The sequence below is a fragment of the Streptomyces phaeofaciens genome, from assembly GCF_014648915.1.
GTDB lineage: Bacteria > Actinomycetota > Actinomycetes > Streptomycetales > Streptomycetaceae > Streptomyces > Streptomyces phaeofaciens.
Genome location: NZ_BMSA01000004.1, coordinates 352,559 through 372,889, shown reverse-complemented (window position 1 = coordinate 372,889; position 20,331 = coordinate 352,559). Strand labels below are relative to the sequence as shown.

Below are 20,331 nucleotides of genomic sequence, written 5' to 3'. Positions count from 1 at the left end.
CGGGGACACCGGGTCCGGCCGCCGGTGACGTCAGGCGGCCCGCCGCCATCCCAGGGCCGGGCCCAGCCGCGTCGCCATGTCGGTGAGGATCTGCACGTAGTCCTCGTGCGCGAAGGTGAAGGGCAGCGCGAACGCCACCTCGTCGATCTCACGGAACGCGGCGTGCGCGGCCAGGCGTTCGGCGATCTCCTCCGAGGTGCCGACCAGGTCGGGGGCGAACAGCAGCCGCCCCGGACCCTGCGGGGACCTGGTGCGCGGCAGCCGCCGGGCGGCGAACTCCTCGTACCGCGCGCGCTGTTCGGGCGAGGCGGAGTCGGTGGGGATCACCACGAGGCCCTGGGAGACCCGAGCGGCCTCGCCGTCGGGGTGGGCGGCGCGGAAGGCGCGCACGTGCGACAGCTGGATCTCGGCGAAGTCCCGGGCGTCGTCCGGGCCTTCGGCCTTGACGACGCTGCTGGTGAGGAAGTTCATGCCGTGCTCGCCCGCCCACCGCGCGGAACTCACGCTGCCCCCGCCGTACCAGAGACGCCGGCCCAGGCCGGGGGAGTGCGGCTGCACCCGGTCGGAGAACACCTCGAAGCCCTCCACCCCGCTGAAGTCCGAGGCGGACTTGCCGCGTACGAGGTCCAGCAGCCGCCGCACCCGCTCGTACCCGAAGTCCTCGGCGTCCGCCGTGTCCGGGTACAGGGCGTCCTTGACCTGGTCGAAGTGCATCGGCGGGCCCACGCTCACCCCCGGGTTGAGCCGGCCCCCGGACAGCACGTCGACCGTCGCCAGGTCCTCCGCCAGCCGCAGCGGGTTCTCCCAGCCCAGCGGGATCACCGCGGTGCCCAGCTCGATCCGGCGGGTGCGCTGCGAGGCGGCCGCCAGCACGGCGACGGGGGAGGAGATCCCGTACTGGAGATGCCGGTGACGCACCCACGCGCTGTCGAAGCCGAGCCGCTCGCCCAGCTCGATGATCTCCAGCGTGGTCTCGTGCCCCCGGGCCGGGTCGTCCCCGTCGAACAGGCCGATCGTGAGGAAGCCCAGCTTGCGCAGGGGGCGTGAGGTGGGTGGCACGGGCTCCTCCAGCGTGGTCGTACGGCGCTTCCCGTCCGATTGTCGCAGGCCGGCTCAGACCAGCGGGATCGTGACCTCGTCCTCGACCGGCGGGTTCAGCTCCTGCGCGAGGCCGCCGGTGGCGGCGAAGCACCGCAGCCGCACGGACCGCGGGGTGACGTCCAGCCGCAGGAAGCACTTGAAGAACGGCGGGCTGTAGGTGGCGTTGCCGGGCGAGAACAGCTGCGTGTAGATCTTGCGCACCGGGAGCCGCAGCCGCCTGCGGCGCTCCGGGCGGCTCCCCGTCCCCAGCAGCCCGGCCACCAGCCGGATCCGCCGGGTGACCCTGACCTCCGGCCCCGGGACCCGGGTGGGCGGGATGCCGAGCCGCTCGGCGACGACCGCCTGTGCCTCGGCCTCGCTCAGCGCGAAGAAGCGGCGCAGACGCAGCCGGCGCCCGTAGAGCCGGCCGTAGAAGGCGAGGGAGTCGCCGCGCAGCGGGTAGCAGCGGAAGTCCCGCTCGTCGACCCCGGCGACGGAGACACGGGGGATGGTGTGCGTGGCGTGCATGAAGGCGCCCCCGCCGCCCGAGACCACGTACTGCAGGGTCCTGCCGTCCGCCAACCGCACCGGATAGCGCTGGTAGTTGTGGATGTCGCCGCCTATCGCCGCCACGTAGTGGTGCTCGGGCGCGGTCACGATGTCGTCGACGGTGCCGCCCCCTTCGATGGCGCACGGGTGGTGCTCGCCGTCGACGTACAGCGGTGAGCCGGTGACCAGGATCTTCGGCCGCGGGCCCTGGGACACCTCGCGCAGCCAGGCGCCCTGTTCGGCGTCGAGGGTGCCCAGCAGACCGGTGTCGACACCGATGATCCGCACCGGTCCGGCGTCGATCGCCCAGTACGGCCCCGGCTGTACGGCCTGTTGGGCCGTCGCCGAGCGCAACTTCCGTGCCTCGTTCAGGTGTTGCCCGTCGCCCGGGCGGGGCCGGTGCCAGAGCAGTGAGCGCAGCCAGGCCCGGGTGAACCGGCGGGGGCCGGGCTCGGCGGGCAGCGCCGGGGCGTCGTCGCAGAAGACCCGCATGAAGGCGCCGAGATCCTCGTACCAGTCGTGGTTGCCGGGTATCGCGTAGATCGGTGCCCGATAGTCCTGGTACGGCCGGAAGAACTTGCCGTCGTAGTCGTCGGCGCTGCCGACCGGATAGATGACGTCGCTCGCGAGAACGGCGAACGACGTGTCCTGACTCGCCTTCAGAAAGCCCGGTACGACGGCGTACTGGGAATCGTCGCCCTCGCCCGTGTCGCCGATCACCATGAAGGAGAAGCGCTCCGGGTCCGAGCGCCGGATCACCTTGTCCGCGGGTGCGCCGGCCGCCGCCCGCTGCGCCACCCACCGGCCGCGCGTGCGGCCCGTCGGGTCGCCGAACCAGGAGGCGAGTACACCGTTGCGGGCCGCCCACAGCATCCGGGGGTCCAGCCAGGAGATCTTCTCGACCCGGCCCGGCATCAGCTTGCGGTAGGTGCCGGGTTCGGCACCGGTCCAGCCGGCGCCCTCGGCGGTATCGCGTGAGGAGTCAGACACGGGGTGCACCGTAGCAACGGCCCACGGCGCGACGGACGTCGGGTGACCGGCGGCCTCCGGGCGGCGGCCCGGTGACGGTCCGTCAGTGCCGGCTCCACGACCGGCCGGGCGGTTCCTTCCGTGCCTTCTCGTCCCGCCCCGGCCGGGCGGGACGGTTCCACTCGCCGTCGCCGAGCACCAGCAGCGGGTCGAACATCACGACCACGCCCGCCAGCAGCAGGAAGACGGCCGGTCCGATCAGCATCGGCAGCAGCAGCGAGGTGGGGGCGTCCCCGGCCCACGAGGGCGTCGACCCGTGCACATGGACGCTGACCGCGGCCATCGCCGTGAAGTGCATCCCGGACACGGCGACACCCATCGCCATGCTGGCGCCCAGGCTCGCCAGGAACCCGCGGACCGTGACCGCCGCCCACAGCGCGGCCGTCGCCGCGGCGACCGCGATCAGTACGGAGAGGACGACCGTCGGCGGGTCGTACCGGATGCTGCCGTCGAGGTGCATCGCCGCCATGCCCAGGTAGTGCATCGCGGCGACCCCGAGACCGGTGACGACGCCCGCGAGCGCCAGCGACGCGCCGCCCGCCCCCCGGTAACCCACCAGGAACACGCCGACGGCGACGACGGCGACCGCGACCGCGAGGCTGAGCACGGTCAGACCCACGTCGTACCCGATCCGGGTCTCCTCCACCTGGAAGCCGATCATCGCGATGAAGTGCATCGTCCAGATGCCGCAGCCGATCGACGCGGCCCCCAGTGCCAGCCAGCCGGGCTTCCAGGAGCCCGTGTGGAGCAGCGACCGCACGATGCAGCGCAGCCCCAGCGCACCTCCCAGACAGGCCATCACATAGGCCGCCAGCGGGGTCGCCACCCCGTACCGGAACCCGTCCACCGTGCCTTCCATCGCCAACTCCCCCCAGAGTCATGGCCGTTCGTGGAGGACTGTCTACGGGGCGAGACCGGGCGAAGGCAAGCCTTTCCCGTATGGCGGGACTCGGCCGGGACCGGTGGCGTCCTTCCCCCAGACGAACACCTCGGTGCTCGGCCGGCGTTCCGAGAACCGGCCCGCGGCGGAGGCCTCCCGCAGCAGCCGGCGCAGATCGGCCTCGAAGCCGTCGCGGCGCGGGCCGAACAGGTGCGGGGCCGAGAACGACATCGAGAACGCCCAGGCGGCGACGTCGTCCGGGGTCCGTTCCAGGGCCTGGCCGCCCGGCACGACAAGGCGCCGCGGACCGGAGAACCCCGCCCGGGCGAGCACCTCCGCCTCACCCCCGGGGGTCCCCTGCGCCAGCACGCCCCGGCCGGCCCGGCGGACCGGTCCCAGGTAGCTCCTGACCAGGTCGTCGATCGCCGCGTAGGGCACCGCCGGGTACGGCAGGCCGTCGACGGACCGGGTCTCCGTCTTCAGGTCCGAGATGTGCACCAGGAATCCGCCGGGCTCCAGCACGGCCCGGGTGGTCGCCGCCACCAGGTCGCGGTCCATCCAGTGGAAGGACTGGGCGAAGGCCGCCACGGTGAAGGTGCCCAGTCCCCCCGGCAGTTCCTCGGCCCGGGCCCGCACCCAGCGCGCCTTCCCGTCCAGGCCTCGCTCGACGGCCTCGCGGCCGGCCTCGGCGAGCATCTCCCGGTCCGGGTCCACGCCGACGATCTCGCCGAACAGGTGCGCCAGTTCCAGGGCGACGGTTCCCGGCCCGCACCCCACGTCGAGCAGGCGCCCGCGTCCGTCGAGCCGCAGCTCGCGGGCGAGCGCGGCGGCCAGTCCGGGAGCGTAGGGAATCCGCCCGCGCCGGTAGTGGGCGGCGGTGCCCGAGAACAACGTCTCGTCCCACTCCCAGCCGGCCACCATGCCCGCCCACCGCCTTCCCGCCTCCGCGACCGTCCGGCCGTCGATGATTCCACGGACGGGGCCGGGGCGAGGTCCCGCGGGGGCGCGAGGCGTGACCGGCGTCAGCCGGTGAAGGACTCGGGGCCGAAGCGGCCGCACGCGACGAGTACCGCGAGCGTCGGACAGATCAGGTCGAGCACCACGAGCGCATCCCGGCGCCCCGGCACGGGAAGGAGAGCCGAGACGAGTTATTCGAACACGTGTTTGCATCGCGAGCGAGGTGGAAGAAGCCCCTCGTGCCCATCGCCCCGCTGCCCGAACAGCTCGTCCGTACCGCCCGCCTCACTCGTGGCGCCCCGCGCGGCGCCACGCTCACCCGGGACGGCGGGACCGTCCTCTTCCTGCGCGGCCGTGCGGGCGACGACCCGGCGGCCTGTCTGTGGGCCCTGGACGTCGACAGCGGCACCGAACGGCTCCTGGCCGCTCCCCGCGAGGGCGTCGACTCCTACGCGACCGACCGCGCCGGCCGCCTGATCGTGTTCACCACGGCCGGCGCCCTGTGGACCGCGGGCCCGGAGCCCCGCCTCCTGCCCACCCCGCGCCCGGTGTCCGACCCGCGCCCCGACCCCGCCGGCCGGCACATCGCGTACGTCCACGAGGGCGCCCTGCGGCTCATCGGCGCCGACGGCACGGCGGACCGGGCGGTCGCCGCACCGGACGGCCCCGACGAGGAGTTCGCGTGGGCGCCGCACACGCACACCACCGCACCGGACGGCCCGCACGGACACTGGTGGTCCCCGGACGGCACCCGGCTGCTCCTCGCCCGCACCGACTGGACGCCGGTGCGCCCCGCCGCCCGGCCCGGCCGGCGCCCGGCCCCCGCCGGCACCCCCAACGCCGAGGTCACCCTGTGGCTCGCCGACCTCGACGGCTCCCGGGTCCCGGTGCCCTGGGACCGGTCCGCCCACGAGTACCTCGTCGGCGCGGGCTGGGACCCGCACGGCCCCTACGCCGTCGTCCAGTCCCGGGACCAGCGCGAACTGCGCCTCCTCGGCATCGAACCGGGCGACGGCGCCGCCCGCGTCCTGCACACGCAGCGCGGCGAACCCTGGCTGCACCTCGTGCCCGGCCTGCCCGCCCGGAGCGGATCCGGCACCCCGCTCACCCACCGCGACCTGCGCGGCACCCGGCACCTCCTGGACGACGGCGTGCCCGTCACCCCGCCCGGACTCCAACTGCGGGCCGTCCTCGCCGTCGAGGGCGACGAGGTGCTGTTCACGGCCTCCGAGGAACCCACCGAGACCCAGCTGTGGACCTACCGTCCGGGGTCCGGCTCGCGCAGGCTGACCGAACGGCCGGGCGTGCACCGCGGGGCGCGCCGGGGCGGCACCCTCCTGTCCACCGGTGAGGCGACCACCGTCCGGCGGGAGGGCCGCCCCGCGCTCGCCGTCGCCTCGTACGCCGAACGCCCGTCGCTCGACGTGCGTGCCACCGTGCTCCGGCTCGGCCCGCGCGAGCTGCGTGCCCGGCTCCACCTCCCGTCCTGGCACCGCCCCGGCGGCGACCTCCTGCCCGTCCTCGTCGACCCGTACGGCGGGGCCGGCGCGCAGCGGGTCACCGCGGCGACGGACTGGCGGACCCTGGTGTCGCAGTGGTTCGCCGAGCACGGCTTCGCGGTCCTGGTCACCGACGGGCGCGGCACGCCCGGTCGCGGGCCCGACTGGGAACACGCGGTCCACGGCGACCCGTTCGGGCCCGTCCTCGACGACCAGGTCACCGCGCTGCGCGAGGCCGCCCGCCATCACCCGGCCCTGGACCTCGGCCGGGTCGCCGTCCGTGGCTGGTCCTTCGGCGGCACCCTCGCCCTGTTCGCCGTCCTGCGCCGCCCGGACGTCTTCCACGCGGCCGTCGCCGGCGCCGCGGTGACCGACCAGCGGCTTCACGAGGCCCACCGGCAGGAGCGGGTCCTCGGCCACCCGGACGAGCACCTCGGCCGGTACGCGGCGGCCTCCCCGCTCCACGAGGCGCACCGGCTGACGCGCCCCCTGCTGCTCCTGCACGGCCTCGCCGATCCGGAGGTCCCTCCCGTGCACGCCCTGCGCCTGTCCGCCGTGCTGCGGGCCGCCGGCCGGCCGCATGAACTCGTGCTGCTGCCCGGCGCCGGTCACCAGCCGGTCGGCACGGCCCTCACCGTCGACGTGCTGAACCGTCAAGTGCGTTTCCTGCAGCGGAAGTTGGCGGTGACGGCGGCCGCCTCCGGGCCCCGCGGCCAGGGCGCCTCGTAGGGCTCGGGGCGGGCCGCCGTTGGCCGGTTCCGCACCCTTCCCGCGGTGCGTGACGTGGGGCCGCGTCCGCCCGCCCGGACAGCAGGCGCACAGCTCGTCCACAGGGTTGCCGGGGGTGATGCCCTCGGTCGTGCCCGGCACCGAGGGATAACCCTTGAAGCACTCCGGTCTGGCTGACATGCATCCGTCAAGCCTGTCATTCTCCCTCCCAGCCGTCGTACCCCACACGGCGGTTGCCTTCACCCTCTTTCGGTCCCGCACAGCTCGTCCCGGACAGCACACCCGTCTGCCCGGTCTGTCACCGGCCGTACCCCGCGGCCGCAGCAGGAGGAGAACGAGTGAGACCCAACCCCCGCAAGCGGACCGCGGTCGGAGCGGCACTGCTCTCCACGGCCGCGCTGCTGGCCGTCGGAGTCCAGACCGTTCCGGCGGTCGCGAAGCCCGCAGCCCCCCACCCCAGCCCCCTGCGCACCGGCGGTCTGCCCGCCGAGGTCACGCCCGCCCAGCGCACGGCACTGATCAAGAGCGCCGAGGCGAGGACGACGACGACGGCGGACACCCTGGGCCTCGGCGCCCAGGAGAAGCTGCTCGTCAAGGACGTCGTGAAGGACAACGACGGCACCGTGCACACGCGCTACGAGCGCACCTACGCCGGTCTGCCCGTCCTCGGCGGCGACCTCGTCGTGCACACACCTCCGGCCTCGCTGGCCGTCGGCACGGTGAGCACGACCTTCAACAACAACCGCCGTACCGTCTCGGTCAAGTCCACCACCGCCACGTACGGCAAGGCGGCCGCCGAGACCAAGGCCCTGAAGGCCGCGCAGGCGCTCGACGCCCAGGACCCCGCCGCCCAGAGCGCGCGCAAGGTGATCTGGGCCGGCGAGGGCACGCCCAAGCTCGCCTGGGAGACCGTGGTGAGCGGTCTTCAGGACGACGGCACGCCGAGCAAGCTGCACGTCATCACCGACGCCACGACCGGCGCGAAGCTCTCCCAGTTCGAGGGCGTCCAGACCGGCACCGGCAACAGCCAGTACAGCGGTACCGTCACCATCGGCACCACGCTGTCCGGGTCGACGTACCAGCTGAACGACACCACGCGCGGCACGCACAAGACGTACAGCCTCAACAACGGCACGTCCGGCACGGGCACCCTGATGACGGACGCCGACGACACCTGGGGCACCGGCTCCGGCTCCAACACCCAGACCGCCGGCGTCGACGCCCACTACGGCGCCCAGGTGACGTGGGACTTCTACAAGAACACCTTCGGGCGCAGCGGCATCAAGAACGACGGCGTCGCCGCCTACTCCCGCGTCCACTACAGCACGGCGTACGTCAACGCCTTCTGGGACGACGACTGCTTCTGCATGACCTACGGCGACGGCACCAGCAGCACCCACGCGCTGACCTCGCTGGACGTCGCGGGCCACGAGATGAGCCACGGCGTCACGTCCAACACCGCGAACCTGAACTACACCGGGGAGTCGGGCGGCCTGAACGAGGCCACCTCCGACATCTTCGGCACGGGCGTGGAGTTCTACGCGGCCAACTCCTCCGACGTCGGTGACTACCTCATCGGCGAGAAGATCGACATCAACGGCGACGGCACCCCGCTGCGCTACATGGACGAGCCCGACAAGGACGGCAGCTCCGCCGACAGCTGGTACTCCGGTATCGGCAACCTCGACGTCCACTACTCCTCGGGCCCGGCGAACCACATGTTCTACCTGCTCTCCGAGGGCAGCGGCAGCAAGACCATCAACGGTGTCACCTACAACAGCCCGACCTCCGACGGTGTCGCCGTCGCGGGCATCGGCCGGGCCGCGGCGCTCCAGATCTGGTACAAGGCGCTGACGACGTACATGACGTCCAGCACCACGTACGCCCAGGCCCGCACCGCCGCGCTGAACGCCGCCTCGGCGCTCTACGGCTCCAGCTCCGCCCAGTACGCCGGTGTCGGCAACGCCTTCGCCGGCATCAACGTCGGCAGCCACATCACGGTTCCGTCGACGGGCGTCACGGTGACCAACCCGGGAAGCCAGTCCGCCACGGTCGGCACCGCCGCGAGCCTCCAGATCACCGCCAGCAGCACCAACAGCGGCTCCCTGACCTACGCCGCGACCGGTCTGCCCACCGGGCTGTCGATCAGCAGCTCCACCGGTCTGATCTCCGGTACGCCGACCACCGCCGGCTCCTACAGCACCACCGTCACGGTGACCGACTCCACCGGCGCCACCGGCACCGCCTCCTTCACCTGGACGGTCAGCTCGACGGGCGGCGGCTCCTGCACCGCGACGCAGCTGCTGGGCAACGCGGGCTTCGAGTCGGGCAACACCACCTGGACGGCGTCGAGCGGAGTCATCACCAACTCCAGCAGCCAGGCGGCCCGCACCGGCTCCTACAAGGCCTGGCTCGACGGCTACGGATCGACCCACACCGACACGCTGACGCAGTCGGTGATGATCCCGAGCGGCTGCACCAACACCACGTTCACCTTCTACCTGCACATCGACACGGCCGAGACCACCACCAGCACCCAGTACGACAAGCTGACGGTCACCGCCGGGTCGACCACCCTGGCCACGTACTCGAACCTCAACGCGGCCTCCGGCTATGTGCAGAAGTCCTTCAGCCTCGGTTCCTTCGCGGGCTCCACGGTGGCCCTGAAGTTCTCCGGCGTCGAGGACTCCTCGCTCCAGACCAGCTTCGTCGTCGACGACACCGCCGTCACGACCGGCTGATCCGCACCCCTCGAACCGGCGTCCCGCACACGGGCTCCCTCCGTGTGCGGGACGCCGTCGCGCTCAGTTCAGCGGATCCAGCGTCAGATACGCCTGGAGCGGGGAGCCGTCATGGACGAGCGACTCCTGCTGACCGACGTCGTCGAACGCGAACGCGTACGCCTTGCCGTCGGCCGTCTGCGCGTGGATCTTGCGGGCGTAGTGGTTGGTCACCGCGTCCTGGTAGAAGTTCGCCGTCGTGGTGTCCGGCTGGTTCGGGTTGACCAGGAGCGTCGACCGGTTGAATCCCGCGCACAGGGTGCGGGAGATCGGCCCGCGGACGGCGTCGTTCGGGGCGTCCAGCAGCCTGTGGCAGCCGAAGATGCTGGCCGCGTCCGGCTTCTGGAAGCTCGTCACGACGGCTCCCGAGGTGTTGGTGAAGTTCATGACCCCGCCGGAGACCCGGCCGTAGTACTTGATGCCCGGCTGGTCGGCGAACGGGGTCACGGTGAGTGTCGTCGTGGCGTACTTCTGCCAGACGCGGTTGACGTAGTCGTCCATCACGCCCGCCGGCAGGGCTCCGGTCTCCACCCCGTACAGCGGGGAGAGCGCGCGCAGCACGGTGCCGTCCGACCGGCTCTGGATGAGGTTCGCCCAGCCGCCCGGCTGTCCGCGCAGGGCGCTGAAGAACCCGTTGTAGCCACCCGGCTTGAGGCGTCCGGTGCTGACCGTGCTCCCGTCGCCGCGCTGGACGCCGACCGCGTACGGCGCGGAGAACATGTCGACCTGGGTGCTGTTCAGCCACAGACCGGAGTCGTTGAGCGTGTACTCCGACCAGTTGAACAGGATGTTCCGGTTCGGGTCGCTCGGGTTCTGCACGGCCGGCTGCACCAGTCCGCCGGTGGTGAGCTTGAAGACGAGCTTCTGGCCGTACGAGAAGTAGATCCGGCCGGAGAACTTGGGGATCCGGATGGTCGCCGACTGCCCGGCGGCCGGGCCCGGGATCGAGGCGTCGGGCGCGGGGGTCGGCGGGTTGCCTCCGGCGGGCCAGGGGTGGAACGTGCCGCCCGCGTCCGCCCAGCCCTGCCGGCCGGTCGTCAGCTGGGTGCCGAGGTTGTAGACGTAGAGGGCGTCACCGCGCCCCGAGTTGTTGGTGATCTTCAGGGGGATGGTGTCGGGGACGGCCGCCGCGGCCGGGGTGGCCGGGGGTCCGAGGGTGAGAAGCGCGCCGATCAGGGCGGCGGCTCCCATCAGTCTGAAAGTGATCCTTGCGAGCACTCTCCACCTCCGTGCGGGAAGGTCTGTGGGGTTGACCTGTGGGGTTGGTCCGCACCGTCTTGGTCCGTACCTGCTTGAGAGCGCTCTCAAAGTCGCACTGAGGTGTGTGCATGTCAATGATTCGGACAGAAGAGAGCGCCCGGGCCGCCGCCGGGCCCGGGCGCCCGTGCCGTCAGAACGTCCGCTTCAGCAGGTCAAGCAGCGCCGACCAGTGACGCTCAGCGCCCTTCTCGTCGTACGCGGCGGTGTCGGCCTGGGTGAAGCCGTGGTGGGCGCCCTCGTAGACCTCGCAGCGATGGCGTACGCCGGCCTCGGTGAGGGTGTCGGCCAGGAGCCGGATCTGCTCGGGCGGCAGGGACGCGTCGTGGTCCGCGTGGCCGAAGTACAGCTCCGCGGTGATCCGGCCGGCCACCAGATGCGGGCTGTCCGGCGCGTCGGTCGCGAGCCGCCCGCCGTGGAAGCCGGCCGCCGCCGCCACCCGCTCCGGGTGGGTGCCGGCGGTCAGCAGCGCGAGCCGGGCGCCCATGCAGTACCCGGTCAGCGCGACCGGACCGTCCGTGACCAGCGGGCTCTCCTCCAGCCACCGCAGATACGCGTCCGCGTCCCGCATGGCCCGTTCGGTGGTGAGGGACCGGATGACCGGCGTCAGGGCGCCGAAGATCTCCGGCCGGGCCGCCGGGTCGATGAACTCGGGCAACTCCACGACCGGGGCGCGCCCGTGACGGTAGAACACGTTGGGGACCAGCACCGTGTACCCGGCCTCGGCGAGCCGGTCGGCCATCGCCCGCAGATGCGGGCGCAGCCCGAACGCGTCCTGGTACAGCAGCACACCCGGACGGGGCGACCCGTCGGCGGGACGGGCGAGGTAGGCGTCCGCGACACCGTCCTCGGTGCGGATGTCCACGGCTGATCCCTGTACGGAGGTCATGGGGGTGCCTCTCTGCGCGGTTCACGGCGGGCGGTGGTTCCGCCTGGCGATGCGGTTCCGCGCCCATCGTTGCAGGTACCACGGAACCGGTCGTGAGGACCCCCGTGCCTCACTCGAACCGTGAGGCGTCCCCCGCCCCGTGCCGCACGACCTCGGCCTCGCCCTCGGAGAAGTCGATCACCGTGGTCGGCTCGGTGCCGCAGTCCCCGGAGTCGAGCACGGCGTCCACCAGATGGTCCAGCTCGTCCTTGATCTGCCAGCCCTGGGTCATCGGTTCCTCCTCGCCCGGCAGCAACAGCGTGCTGGACAGCAGCGGTTCACCGAGTTCGGCGAGCAGGGCCTGGGTGACGACATGGTCGGGGATGCGCACGCCCACCGTCTTCTTCTTCGGGTGCTGGAGCATGCGCGGCACCTCCCGGGTCGCCGGGAGGATGAAGGTGTAGCTGCCGGGCGTCGTCGCCTTGATCGCGCGGAACACGTCGTTGTCCACCCGCACGAACTGGCCGAGCTGCGCGAAGTCCTGGCACACGAGCGTGAAGTGGTGCCGGTCGTCCAGCTTGCGGATGGCCCGGATCCGGTCGATGCCGTTCTTGCTGCCCAGCCGGCAGCCCAGGGCGTAGCAGGAGTCCGTCGGGTACGCGATCAGCGCGTCGTCCCGGATGGCCTGCGCCACCTGGGAGATGGTGCGCGGCTGGGGATTGTCGGGGTGCACGTCGTAGTACTTGGCCATTGGCCGAGCTTATGCCGTGGCGGGAACCGTACGGTCCCCGGCCGCTCACGGTGTCCGCCGCTCACCCGTCTCCCAGCAGCTGCGTCCAGCTGTCCGTGAGCACCCCCAGTGCCGTCGCCGGGTCCGTCCGCCAGCCGTGCCGCATCCAGTGCCGGCCCAGCTGGTCCAGCTGGGCGAGCGCCAGGAAGCCGCGGGTGCGCCGGGAGTCCGGATCGAACCGGCCCGCCTGGTCGAGGCCGGCCTCGATGTCGTGGACCACCCCGTCGAACCACCCCTCGACCAGCTCCCGCACCTCCGGATCCACGGCGGCGGCCTCGTGCGCGGCCAGGACGTACGGCCGGATCCGGGGCCACTGCCGGGAGACGGCGGTCAGCCAGATCCCGAACCCGTCGCGCTGTCCCGCGCGGACCACCGTGACCAGGTCCGCGGCCCCCTCCCGCTCCGCCAGCAACCGGTCGAGTTCCTCGAAGAGCGCCTTCATCAGCGCCGTCCGGGAGGGGAAGTAGGCGTAGAACGTCACCCGTGTGGTGCCCGCCGCCTTGGCGATGTCGTCGACCGTCGTCCCCGCGTAGCCGCGCGCCTCGAACAGCTCCAGCGCCGTCGACAGCAGCAGCCGACGGGTCATCTCCTTCTGGGCAGCGCGCAGATGGGCCACGGCGGGTGCTCTCCCGTTCGTCTGCGAAGGGCCGCTGACCTGCGAGGTCGCGGGCGGGCGGACGGAGTCATGGTACGTCCGGGACGGCCGGGCCGCCCAGACGTCCGGGCGCCATGCCTTCGCCCGCATATCTATGCCCACGCGCGCGCCGGGGCCGCCACCGGGGTCCGCCGGACCGCTCCGGCCCACGGGCCTCGGACCTTTCGGCCCGGTGAGGTAACGTCCCCGACCGAAATGACTGGTTCGGCCCGCGGGGGCCGGAGGGACGAGGAGAGCACGCGCATGACCGGCCGGGACGACGGGAACCGCGACACCGAGGTGACGGGCGCCGACCCGACGTGGGCGCGGGAACTCCTCGACCACCTGCGCCCCAGCAGGTCGGACCTCCGCAGGATCACCGACTGGCTGGCACGCACGCTCGACGCGACCGTGTGCCTGGTCGACGACACCGGCACCCCGCTCGCCGGAACGCAGCAGCCGCTCGACCAGGGCCCGGCCGCCGACATCCTCTCCGGCCGCATCGCCTCCGCCGCCTGGGAGGGCGACGGCCGCTTCGCCCGGCTGATCGGGGTCGCCCTGCCGGCCCCCGCCTCGACGGGCGTGCTCACCGTCTCCCGTACGGCTCCCTTCGACCGGCGCGCCGCCGACATCGTCACGCACACCGCGACCGTCCTCGAGCTGGTGCTGCGCGCCCGGCAGACCGCCGCCACCGGACACCGCCTCGCCCGCGCCACCTCCGACCTGCGCCTCGCCATCCTCCAGCTCCTCATGGTCGAGGACATCGTCGCCGCCCGCCGGGTCGCCGCCGGCCTGTGGCCCGGCCTGCTCGACACCGACACCGCCTGCGTCTACGTCGTCGAGAGCGCCCCCGCCGACCGCGACCGCCTCGCCGAGGACTGCCTCGCGGCCACCTGCGACGAGGCCCTCGTCGTCCGCTGCCCCGCCATGGACGGCCACGTCATCGTCGTCACCCCGGACGACACCTCGGCCGCCGCCCTGTGGGCCCTGTGCGACCGCACCCCCGACGCCTACCTCGGCGGCAGCACCCGGCACAGCCTCGCCAGCACCGCCACCGCCTACGGGCAGGCCGTCAGCGCCCTCGCCGTCGCCCGCTTCCGCCCCGACCACCGGGCCGTCTACGCCGAGCGCACCCATCCCGAGCGCCTGATGGATCCGGAGGTGCTGGCCACCTGGACGACCCGGCTGCTGCGCCCCCTCGACACCCTGCCGCACCACACCCGCGCCGAACTCCTCGCCACCACCCGGCTCGGCCTGGAGTTCACCGCCGTCAGCGCGGCGAAGGTGCTGGGCGTCAGCCGCAACACGGTCCGCGCCCGGATGGAACGGGTCGAGAACCTGCTGGGCACCGACTTCTCCGACCTCACCGTCCGGGCCACCGTCCATCTCGCCCTCAACACCCAGGTCGGCTTCACCGAGGAGCGCGCGGGCGGCGCGGCAGCGACCGCCCGGCTCGGCGACCTGCTCACCGGGCCCGCCCTGGCCACCTGGGGACAGGATCTGCTGGCCCGCCTGGACACCGACGGCCGCGACCTGCGCCGCACCCTGCGCACCTGGATCGCCGCGGGCGGCAACGCCGAACGGGCCGCGCAGCTGCTCGGTGTGCACGCCCAGACCGTGCGTGAGCACGTCCGCAGCGCCGAACCCGTGCTCGAACGCCAGCTCCTGGCCTCCGGCAGCGACCTCTACGAAGTCGTCCTCGCCCATCTGGCGACGCGTGACCTCGACCAGCCCGATCTGCGCGGAGCCCTCCGGCCAGGAGCGGAATAGGGCCTTCCGGACTCACCTGTGCACAGGTGAGTCCTCGGCGCCGCAGAACGGGCATCGACACGATTCACAAGCCGCTCGCCCGGCGCGTAGGTTCCAGCACGGCGGGGATGCGACCGGCACGGGGGACTGGTCGCACCCCCGCACCCGTATGCCCCCGCGCACCCGTGCCCCGCACCCGTGCCCCGCACCCGCGCGTCCCGGAACCCGCGCGCCCCGTGCCCGGAGCCACCGCCCCCTCGCGCCTCAGTCCCGCAGCCGGACCGGGATCTCCTGCCAGCCGAACGCGATGAACGACGGCACCTGGCGCAGCTCCCCGTCGGCCGCCCGCAGCCGCGGGAACCGCTCGAACAGGGCGGGGAGCGCGGTCAGCGCCTCCATCCGGGCCAGCGGCGCGCCGATGCACCGGTGCACACCGATCCCGAACGCCAGATGATCGTCCGCCCCGCGCGTCGCGTCGAACACGTCCGCGTCCGCCCCGTAGTGCTCCGGGTCCAGCCCGGCGGCCGCGTACGTCGTGATGATCGCGTCCCCGGCGGGAACGGTGACATCGCCGACCGTCAGGTCGCTCACCGCGAAACGCAGCGGCAGCGAGGCGATCGACGGATGCGCGCGCAGGGTCTCGTCCACCACCGCGTCCCAGCCGATCTCCCCGCGCCGTACGGCCGCCAGCTGCTCCGGCCGCCGCAGCAGCGCCACCACCGCGTTCCCGATGAGGTTCACGGTCGTCTCGAACCCGGCGCCGATCACCAGCAGCAGCGTGTACATGAGTTCCTCGCCGCTGAGCCGGTCGCCGTCCTCGTCGCGGACCCGGATCAGTTCGGTCGTCATGTCGTCGCCGGGATGCTCGCTCTTGTGGGCGATGAGCCCGCCCAGCACCGTGCCGATCCGCTCCTGCACGAACGCGGCGTGCTCCGGGCTCGGGTCCGAGGTGTCCATGATCGCCGCGATCAGCGCGGCGGTGTCGCCCCGCATCTCCTCGGGCACCCCGAACAGTTCGCAGATGATCCGCAGCGGCAGCGGATGCGCGAAGCCCGCCTTCAGGTCCACCACGTCACCGCCGGCGTCGAGACCCTCCAGCAGCTCCTTGGTGATCGCCTCGACCCGTTCCCGCAGCGCCTCGGTGCGCCGGTGCGTGAAGCTCGGCGCCACCAGTTTGCGCAGCCGGGCGTGGTCGGCGCCGTACGTGGACAGCATGTTGACCACGCCGACCCAGCCGAGGATCCAGCCCCAGGACGGGTGTTCGCCCAGCTCCGGCCAGAGCCGCCAGTGCTGCCGGGGGTCCTTGCTGACCCGCGGGTCGAGGATCAGCTCCTTCAGCGTGTCGTAGCCGGTGGGCGCCCAGGCCGGGATGCCGCCGGGCAGCTCCACGGGCACGATCGGGCCCAGGGCGCGCAGCCGGGCGCTCTCGGCGGGGATGTCGGCGCCCAGCGGGTCGAGGACGAAGCGGTCGGTCACGGTCACGACGGAACTCCTGGCTGGTCTGGCGGTTCGGATGCGGGGGAGCGAGGACTGAATCGGACCGGCAGCGCGGTCAGCGAGCGGTGGAACGGCCCCGGCCGCCAGCTGAGCCGCTCGCGCGGCAGCACGGGATCGAGGTCGGGCAGCCACTGGGTGAGCCGCTCGATCGCCTCGGTGACGATCAGCAGCGTGTGCTGCTTCACCGGACAGGAGTGCGGACCCGCGCCCCACGACAGGTGCGAGGCGTCGCCGGGATGCCGGTCAGGGGCGGCCTCCTGCTCGGCGAAGTGGCCGAGCGCCCCGTACGACACCACCACCGGCACCGTCTCGCGCAGCCACACCCCGTGGAACGACACGGGTCTGCGGGCGTAGTAGATGCCGTAGTTGGCCAGCGGTGTCTCGTGGTGCAGCACCTCGACGACCGCGTCCATGACCGGACGGGCGCCGCTGGTGAGGGTGGAGTAGTAGGCCGGGTTGCCCAGGATCCGCGAGAGGGTGTTGGAGAGCAGGTTCGCCGTCGGCTCGTACCCGGCGCCGAGGGTGAGGAACACCTGCCAGGTGACCTCCTCCTGGGTCAGCCGGGCCGGATGGTCGAGCAGCCGGCTCGGCAGGTCCTCCCCGCGCCGCTCGGCCTTGGCGGCGATCAGGTCCAGCACGTACCCCGCGTACTCCGCCTCGCCCTGCGCGGCCTGCGCCCCGCCCTCCATCATCTTGCCGAGGCCCCGGTTGAGCCGGTCGCCCTGGCTGTCCGGCAGCCCGAACAGGTCGTTGAGGACCAGCGCCAGCAGCGGCCGCGAGAAGTCCCCGACCAGATCGGCCTCCCCGCGCGGCCCGATCCGGTCCGCCAGCAGCCGCGCCGCCCGCTGCACCCGCGCCCGCAGGTCGTACGGCTCGACCAGGTCGAACACGTCGAGCAGCGTGGTGCGGTAGCGGACGTGGGCGGCACCGTCGGCGAACAGCGCGTTGGGCCGCCAGCGCATCATGCCGAGCACCGGGGAGTCGGCGGGGACGGTCTCCTCCCACGCCCGCGGGTCGTGCGAGAACGTCTCCTCGTCGTGCAGCACCTCCAGCGCGGCCCGCCGGTCCGTGACCAGGTAGGCCGGCACCCCGGGCGCCAGCTCCGCCCAGCCGACGGGGCCCTGGGCGCGAAGGGCGCCGTAGTAGTGCCGGGGATCCGAGGCGAAGCCGTCCTCCCACAGGCGCACCGGCGCCGAGCGCGAGAAGTCCCGCCGGTCCGGGGGATAGGTGGTCACCGGGCCTCCACGGGGTCACGGCTGATCAGATGGTCGACCAGCGCGAGCAGCGCGTCGATCGAGGAGTTCGCGTCCCGCGCGTCGCAGGTCACCATGGGCGTCCCCGGCTCCAGGTCCAGGGCGCGGCGCAGCTCTTGCACGCCGTGGTGCCGGGGCGCGTCCGGGAAGTCGTTGAAGGCGACCGCGTACGGCAGCCCGCTCTCCTCCACCAGCCCCAGCACGCCGAAGGACGCGTCGATCCGGCGGCTGTCCACCAGGACGAGCGCGCCGAGCGCCCCGTGGGCGATGTCGTCCCACAGCGCCCGGAACCGCTCCTGCCCGGGGGTGCCGAACAGGTACAGCACCACCCCGCCGGGCAGGCTGAGCCGGCCGAAGTCGATGGCGACGGTGGTCGTCGTCTTGTCCCGCACCCCGGCCAGGTCGTCCACCTCGGCGGACGCCTCGCTCAGGTGCTCCTCGGTGTGCAGGGGCCGGATTTCGGACACGGAGTCGATCAGGGTCGTCTTGCCCACCCCGAACGGCCCCGCGACCAGGATCTTCACCAGTTCGCGGGCGGTGTCCGGCAGATGGATGCCATGGGGGGAGCTTGCGCTAGGCGCGCTTGAGGGCGCGAAGGCCATCGGCCACTCTCTTCAGCAGGTCGGGGTCGAACCGTTCGGCGGGCGGGATCGGCGCACGGGCGAGGACCAGGTTCCGGTCGACGAGGTCGGCCGCCAGCACCCGCACCGCGGACACCGGCAGCCGCAGCAGCGCCGCCGCCTCCACCACCGCCAGCGAGCCGCCCTCCAGGGCGTCCAGCAGGGCGAGCGCGGCGGCGGGCAGTCCGGTGGGCCGGGGTTCGCCGCCGAGCGCCAGGACGGTCAGCCGTTCCATGTGGGGGCGGCTGGGCCGGGTCACTCCGCCGGTCGACAGATAGGCGGGAACCAGGGGACGGCCGGCCGGGCGGCCGGTCATGCGGGCGCGGTGTCGTCGGCTCCTCGGGGCGCGGCCGCCATGGCCTTCTCGCCCAGTCGTGCCACCTGGGAGTGGACCCGGTGCGCCAGCAGGTCCAGGCGCACCTCGCCGTCCCCGTACGCGGCGACACAGGTGCCGTGGTCGGTCGGCACGATCAGCACATAGCCGTGGTCGGACTCGATGACGATCTGCCGTACCTCGGCCTTCTCCCGGTCGGCGAAGGCGGCCGCCGCCGTCCGGCAGGCCCCCTGCACGGTGCTGGTGATGGCGGCGACCCGTTCGGCCGACGGCTGCGACAGCGCGTCGGTGTACCCCGTCACGAGCCCGTCCCGGGTCAGCATGACGGCGGCCACCACGTGCGGCACCTGGAGGATCGGTTCCAGCACCCATGCCGTGTCGCCCGTGTTGCGGCTGGTCATCGGGCCGCTCCCCCTTCTGCGTGGTCGGTCTGGTCGGTGTCGTCGTCGCCCGCCGCGGGGTACTCGGCCGCGCCCGCGCGGGCGGCGGCGGTCCCGGCCTGGAGGCCGCCGAGCGCGGCCGCCGCGTCCTGCGGCCTGCGGGCCGGCCGGACGGGCTCGGCGGCCGCCGGCGTGGCCTCCGCGGCGGCGGCGCGGGCACGGCGGCGGCGCTGCGGCAGCCCGTCGGTGTCGCCGGGTCCGTGGTGACCGGCCGGCTCCGGTCCGAGGCCCTCGCTCCCGTACGCGTGCGCGGGGGCGGGCCGTTCGGATGCGGGCCTGCGGGTCGTGCGCGGGGCGCTCGCGGCCGGGGGACGCTTCTCGGGGTCGATCCGGCTGAGGAGGTGGGCGTCGACCCGCAGGACCGCGCGCACCCCGCCGTACGGGGAGGGCGAGGAGAGGTCCACGCCCAGGTCGAACTGCCGGGTCAGCCGGCCGATCGCGGCCAGCCCCATGCGCGGCGGGTCGCCCAGATCGGTCAGCAGGATCGGTTCGTCGCCCGCCACCAGCCGCTGGGCGCGGTCGCGTTCGTCGCGGTTCATGCCGAGGCCGGCGTCGTCGACGGTCACGCAGACGCCGTGGTGGACGTGTTCCAGGCTCACCACGACGTCGGTGTCCGGGGAGGAGTGGCGCAGCGCGTTGTCGAGCAGCTCGGCGACGATGATGGCGACCGGCTCCACGGCGTGCGAGACCAGGGCCGTGCCGGCTTCGAGGTGGTTGTGGACCTCGACCCGCTGGTACCCGGCGAGCCGGGCCTGACCGCCGGTCACCGCGTCGACCAGGTGCGACTCCTCACGGGCCAGTCCGACCCAGGCCCCGCACACCACGGCGGCGACCTGCGCCCGGCGCAGCGACTGCTCGTTCTCGTGGTCCAGCCGGAAGAGGGTCTGCGCCAACTCCGGGTCGTCGTAGCGCTGTTGCAGTCCGCGCAGGGCGTCCTGGAGCCGATACAGAGCGGCCTGGATCTCCCGGGTGGCGCCCCGCATCCCGGCCTGCGCCGCGGCGTCCACCCGGGTGCGCTGGGCGGCCACCTCGGCCTGGAGCGCCAGCAGGACGTTCTCCAGCGCGATCCCGGTCGGCGTGCCGACGGTCAACGGCTGGAGCGGGCCCGGGACTTCCGTGTGCGGATGGGCGACCCGGCGCGCGGCCGCGGGCACCCGGCGGGCGGCGAGGTGCTCCACCTCTGCCGTGAACGCCCGTAAGGAGCCGTCGAGTTGGGTGCGCAGCGCGGCGGTCTCGGCGCGCTGCCGGATCTGTTGCCGTCGTAACCGCAGCATCCCGCCGGCGAGGGCGAGCGCGGACAGTGTGCCGGCGGCCAGACCGCCGACAGCCAGGTCCGGTAATTCGATCATCGATTCGGTTCCAGGAAGGTGGGCGTCGTTCCGGGCA

At 73.1% G+C, this 20,331-nt stretch carries 17 protein-coding genes; 3 read left to right on the top strand and 14 right to left on the bottom strand.

Annotated elements, in window-relative coordinates:
* Positions 1 to 30: 30 nt before the first annotated feature.
* The 4 genes from IE275_RS11355 to IE275_RS11340 form a co-directional block, all read right to left on the bottom strand.
* The gene (locus IE275_RS11355) at positions 31 to 1,059 is read right to left on the bottom strand and encodes an LLM class flavin-dependent oxidoreductase (protein WP_189710429.1); all 1,029 of its coding nucleotides are present in this window, start codon (positions 1,057 to 1,059) and stop codon (positions 31 to 33) included.
* A 54-nt stretch (positions 1,060 to 1,113) separates the two neighbouring features.
* Positions 1,114 to 2,619, bottom strand: coding sequence for a metallophosphoesterase family protein (locus tag IE275_RS11350; RefSeq protein ID WP_189710427.1), 1,506 nt, complete (start codon positions 2,617 to 2,619; stop codon positions 1,114 to 1,116).
* An 82-nt stretch (positions 2,620 to 2,701) separates the two neighbouring features.
* Positions 2,702 to 3,517: an MHYT domain-containing protein gene (locus tag IE275_RS11345; RefSeq protein WP_189710424.1), complete on the bottom strand. Its 816-nt coding sequence runs from the start codon at positions 3,515 to 3,517 to the stop codon at positions 2,702 to 2,704.
* Between the two features lie 42 nt (positions 3,518 to 3,559).
* On the bottom strand, positions 3,560 to 4,459 hold the full coding sequence (locus IE275_RS11340) for a class I SAM-dependent methyltransferase (RefSeq protein WP_189710422.1): 900 nt from the start codon (positions 4,457 to 4,459) through the stop codon (positions 3,560 to 3,562).
* Positions 4,460 to 4,734: 275 nt separating this feature from the next.
* Here IE275_RS11340 and IE275_RS11335 point away from each other — a divergent pair, with 275 nt between their 5' ends.
* Positions 4,735 to 6,723, top strand: coding sequence for a S9 family peptidase (locus IE275_RS11335; RefSeq protein ID WP_189710420.1), 1,989 nt, complete (start codon positions 4,735 to 4,737; stop codon positions 6,721 to 6,723).
* Between the two features lie 338 nt (positions 6,724 to 7,061).
* Complete coding sequence (locus tag IE275_RS11330; protein ID WP_189710417.1) at positions 7,062 to 9,464, top strand: M4 family metallopeptidase; 2,403 nt, start codon at positions 7,062 to 7,064, stop codon at positions 9,462 to 9,464.
* A 63-nt stretch (positions 9,465 to 9,527) separates the two neighbouring features.
* On the opposite strand, the gene IE275_RS11325 is transcribed toward IE275_RS11330, so the two are convergent.
* The 4 genes from IE275_RS11325 to IE275_RS11310 form a co-directional block, all read right to left on the bottom strand.
* Complete coding sequence (locus tag IE275_RS11325; protein ID WP_189710415.1) at positions 9,528 to 10,694, bottom strand: glycoside hydrolase family 64 protein; 1,167 nt, start codon at positions 10,692 to 10,694, stop codon at positions 9,528 to 9,530.
* A 199-nt stretch (positions 10,695 to 10,893) separates the two neighbouring features.
* Positions 10,894 to 11,649, bottom strand: coding sequence for a dienelactone hydrolase family protein (locus IE275_RS11320; RefSeq protein ID WP_189710413.1), 756 nt, complete (start codon positions 11,647 to 11,649; stop codon positions 10,894 to 10,896).
* A 109-nt stretch (positions 11,650 to 11,758) separates the two neighbouring features.
* Positions 11,759 to 12,379 (bottom strand): L-threonylcarbamoyladenylate synthase, encoded by a 621-nt coding sequence (locus IE275_RS11315; RefSeq protein ID WP_189710411.1) that lies wholly within the window; start codon positions 12,377 to 12,379, stop codon positions 11,759 to 11,761.
* A 61-nt stretch (positions 12,380 to 12,440) separates the two neighbouring features.
* The gene (locus IE275_RS11310; protein WP_189710409.1) at positions 12,441 to 13,034 is read right to left on the bottom strand and encodes a TetR/AcrR family transcriptional regulator; all 594 of its coding nucleotides are present in this window, start codon (positions 13,032 to 13,034) and stop codon (positions 12,441 to 12,443) included.
* A 282-nt stretch (positions 13,035 to 13,316) separates the two neighbouring features.
* On the opposite strand from IE275_RS11310, the gene IE275_RS11305 reads away from it, so the two are divergent.
* Positions 13,317 to 14,822 (top strand): helix-turn-helix domain-containing protein, encoded by a 1,506-nt coding sequence (locus IE275_RS11305; protein WP_189710407.1) that lies wholly within the window; start codon positions 13,317 to 13,319, stop codon positions 14,820 to 14,822.
* Between the two features lie 243 nt (positions 14,823 to 15,065).
* On the opposite strand, the gene IE275_RS11300 is transcribed toward IE275_RS11305, so the two are convergent.
* Genes IE275_RS11300 through IE275_RS11275 form a run of 6 tightly spaced genes read right to left on the bottom strand, consistent with a single transcriptional unit; the run spans position 15,066 to position 20,294 of the window.
* On the bottom strand, positions 15,066 to 16,283 hold the full coding sequence (locus IE275_RS11300; protein ID WP_189710405.1) for a cytochrome P450 family protein: 1,218 nt from the start codon (positions 16,281 to 16,283) through the stop codon (positions 15,066 to 15,068).
* Positions 16,280 to 17,533, bottom strand: coding sequence for a cytochrome P450 family protein (locus IE275_RS11295; RefSeq protein WP_189710403.1), 1,254 nt, complete (start codon positions 17,531 to 17,533; stop codon positions 16,280 to 16,282). The genes IE275_RS11300 and IE275_RS11295 overlap by 4 nt, the downstream gene beginning before the upstream one ends.
* Positions 17,530 to 18,153, bottom strand: a complete 624-nt coding sequence (locus IE275_RS11290; RefSeq protein WP_189710401.1) for a GTP-binding protein — start codon at positions 18,151 to 18,153, stop codon at positions 17,530 to 17,532. Before IE275_RS11290 ends, IE275_RS11295 begins: the two co-directional genes overlap by 4 nt.
* Positions 18,125 to 18,487: a DUF742 domain-containing protein gene (locus IE275_RS11285; RefSeq protein ID WP_189710399.1), complete on the bottom strand. Its 363-nt coding sequence runs from the start codon at positions 18,485 to 18,487 to the stop codon at positions 18,125 to 18,127. Before IE275_RS11285 ends, IE275_RS11290 begins: the two co-directional genes overlap by 29 nt.
* Positions 18,484 to 18,906 carry a roadblock/LC7 domain-containing protein gene (locus IE275_RS11280; protein ID WP_189710397.1) on the bottom strand — a complete coding sequence of 141 codons (423 nt, stop codon included), beginning with the start codon at positions 18,904 to 18,906 and terminating at the stop codon, positions 18,484 to 18,486. Before IE275_RS11280 ends, IE275_RS11285 begins: the two co-directional genes overlap by 4 nt.
* Positions 18,903 to 20,294 (bottom strand): ATP-binding protein, encoded by a 1,392-nt coding sequence (locus IE275_RS11275; protein WP_189710395.1) that lies wholly within the window; start codon positions 20,292 to 20,294, stop codon positions 18,903 to 18,905. The genes IE275_RS11280 and IE275_RS11275 overlap by 4 nt, the downstream gene beginning before the upstream one ends.
* Positions 20,295 to 20,331 lie beyond the last annotated feature (37 nt).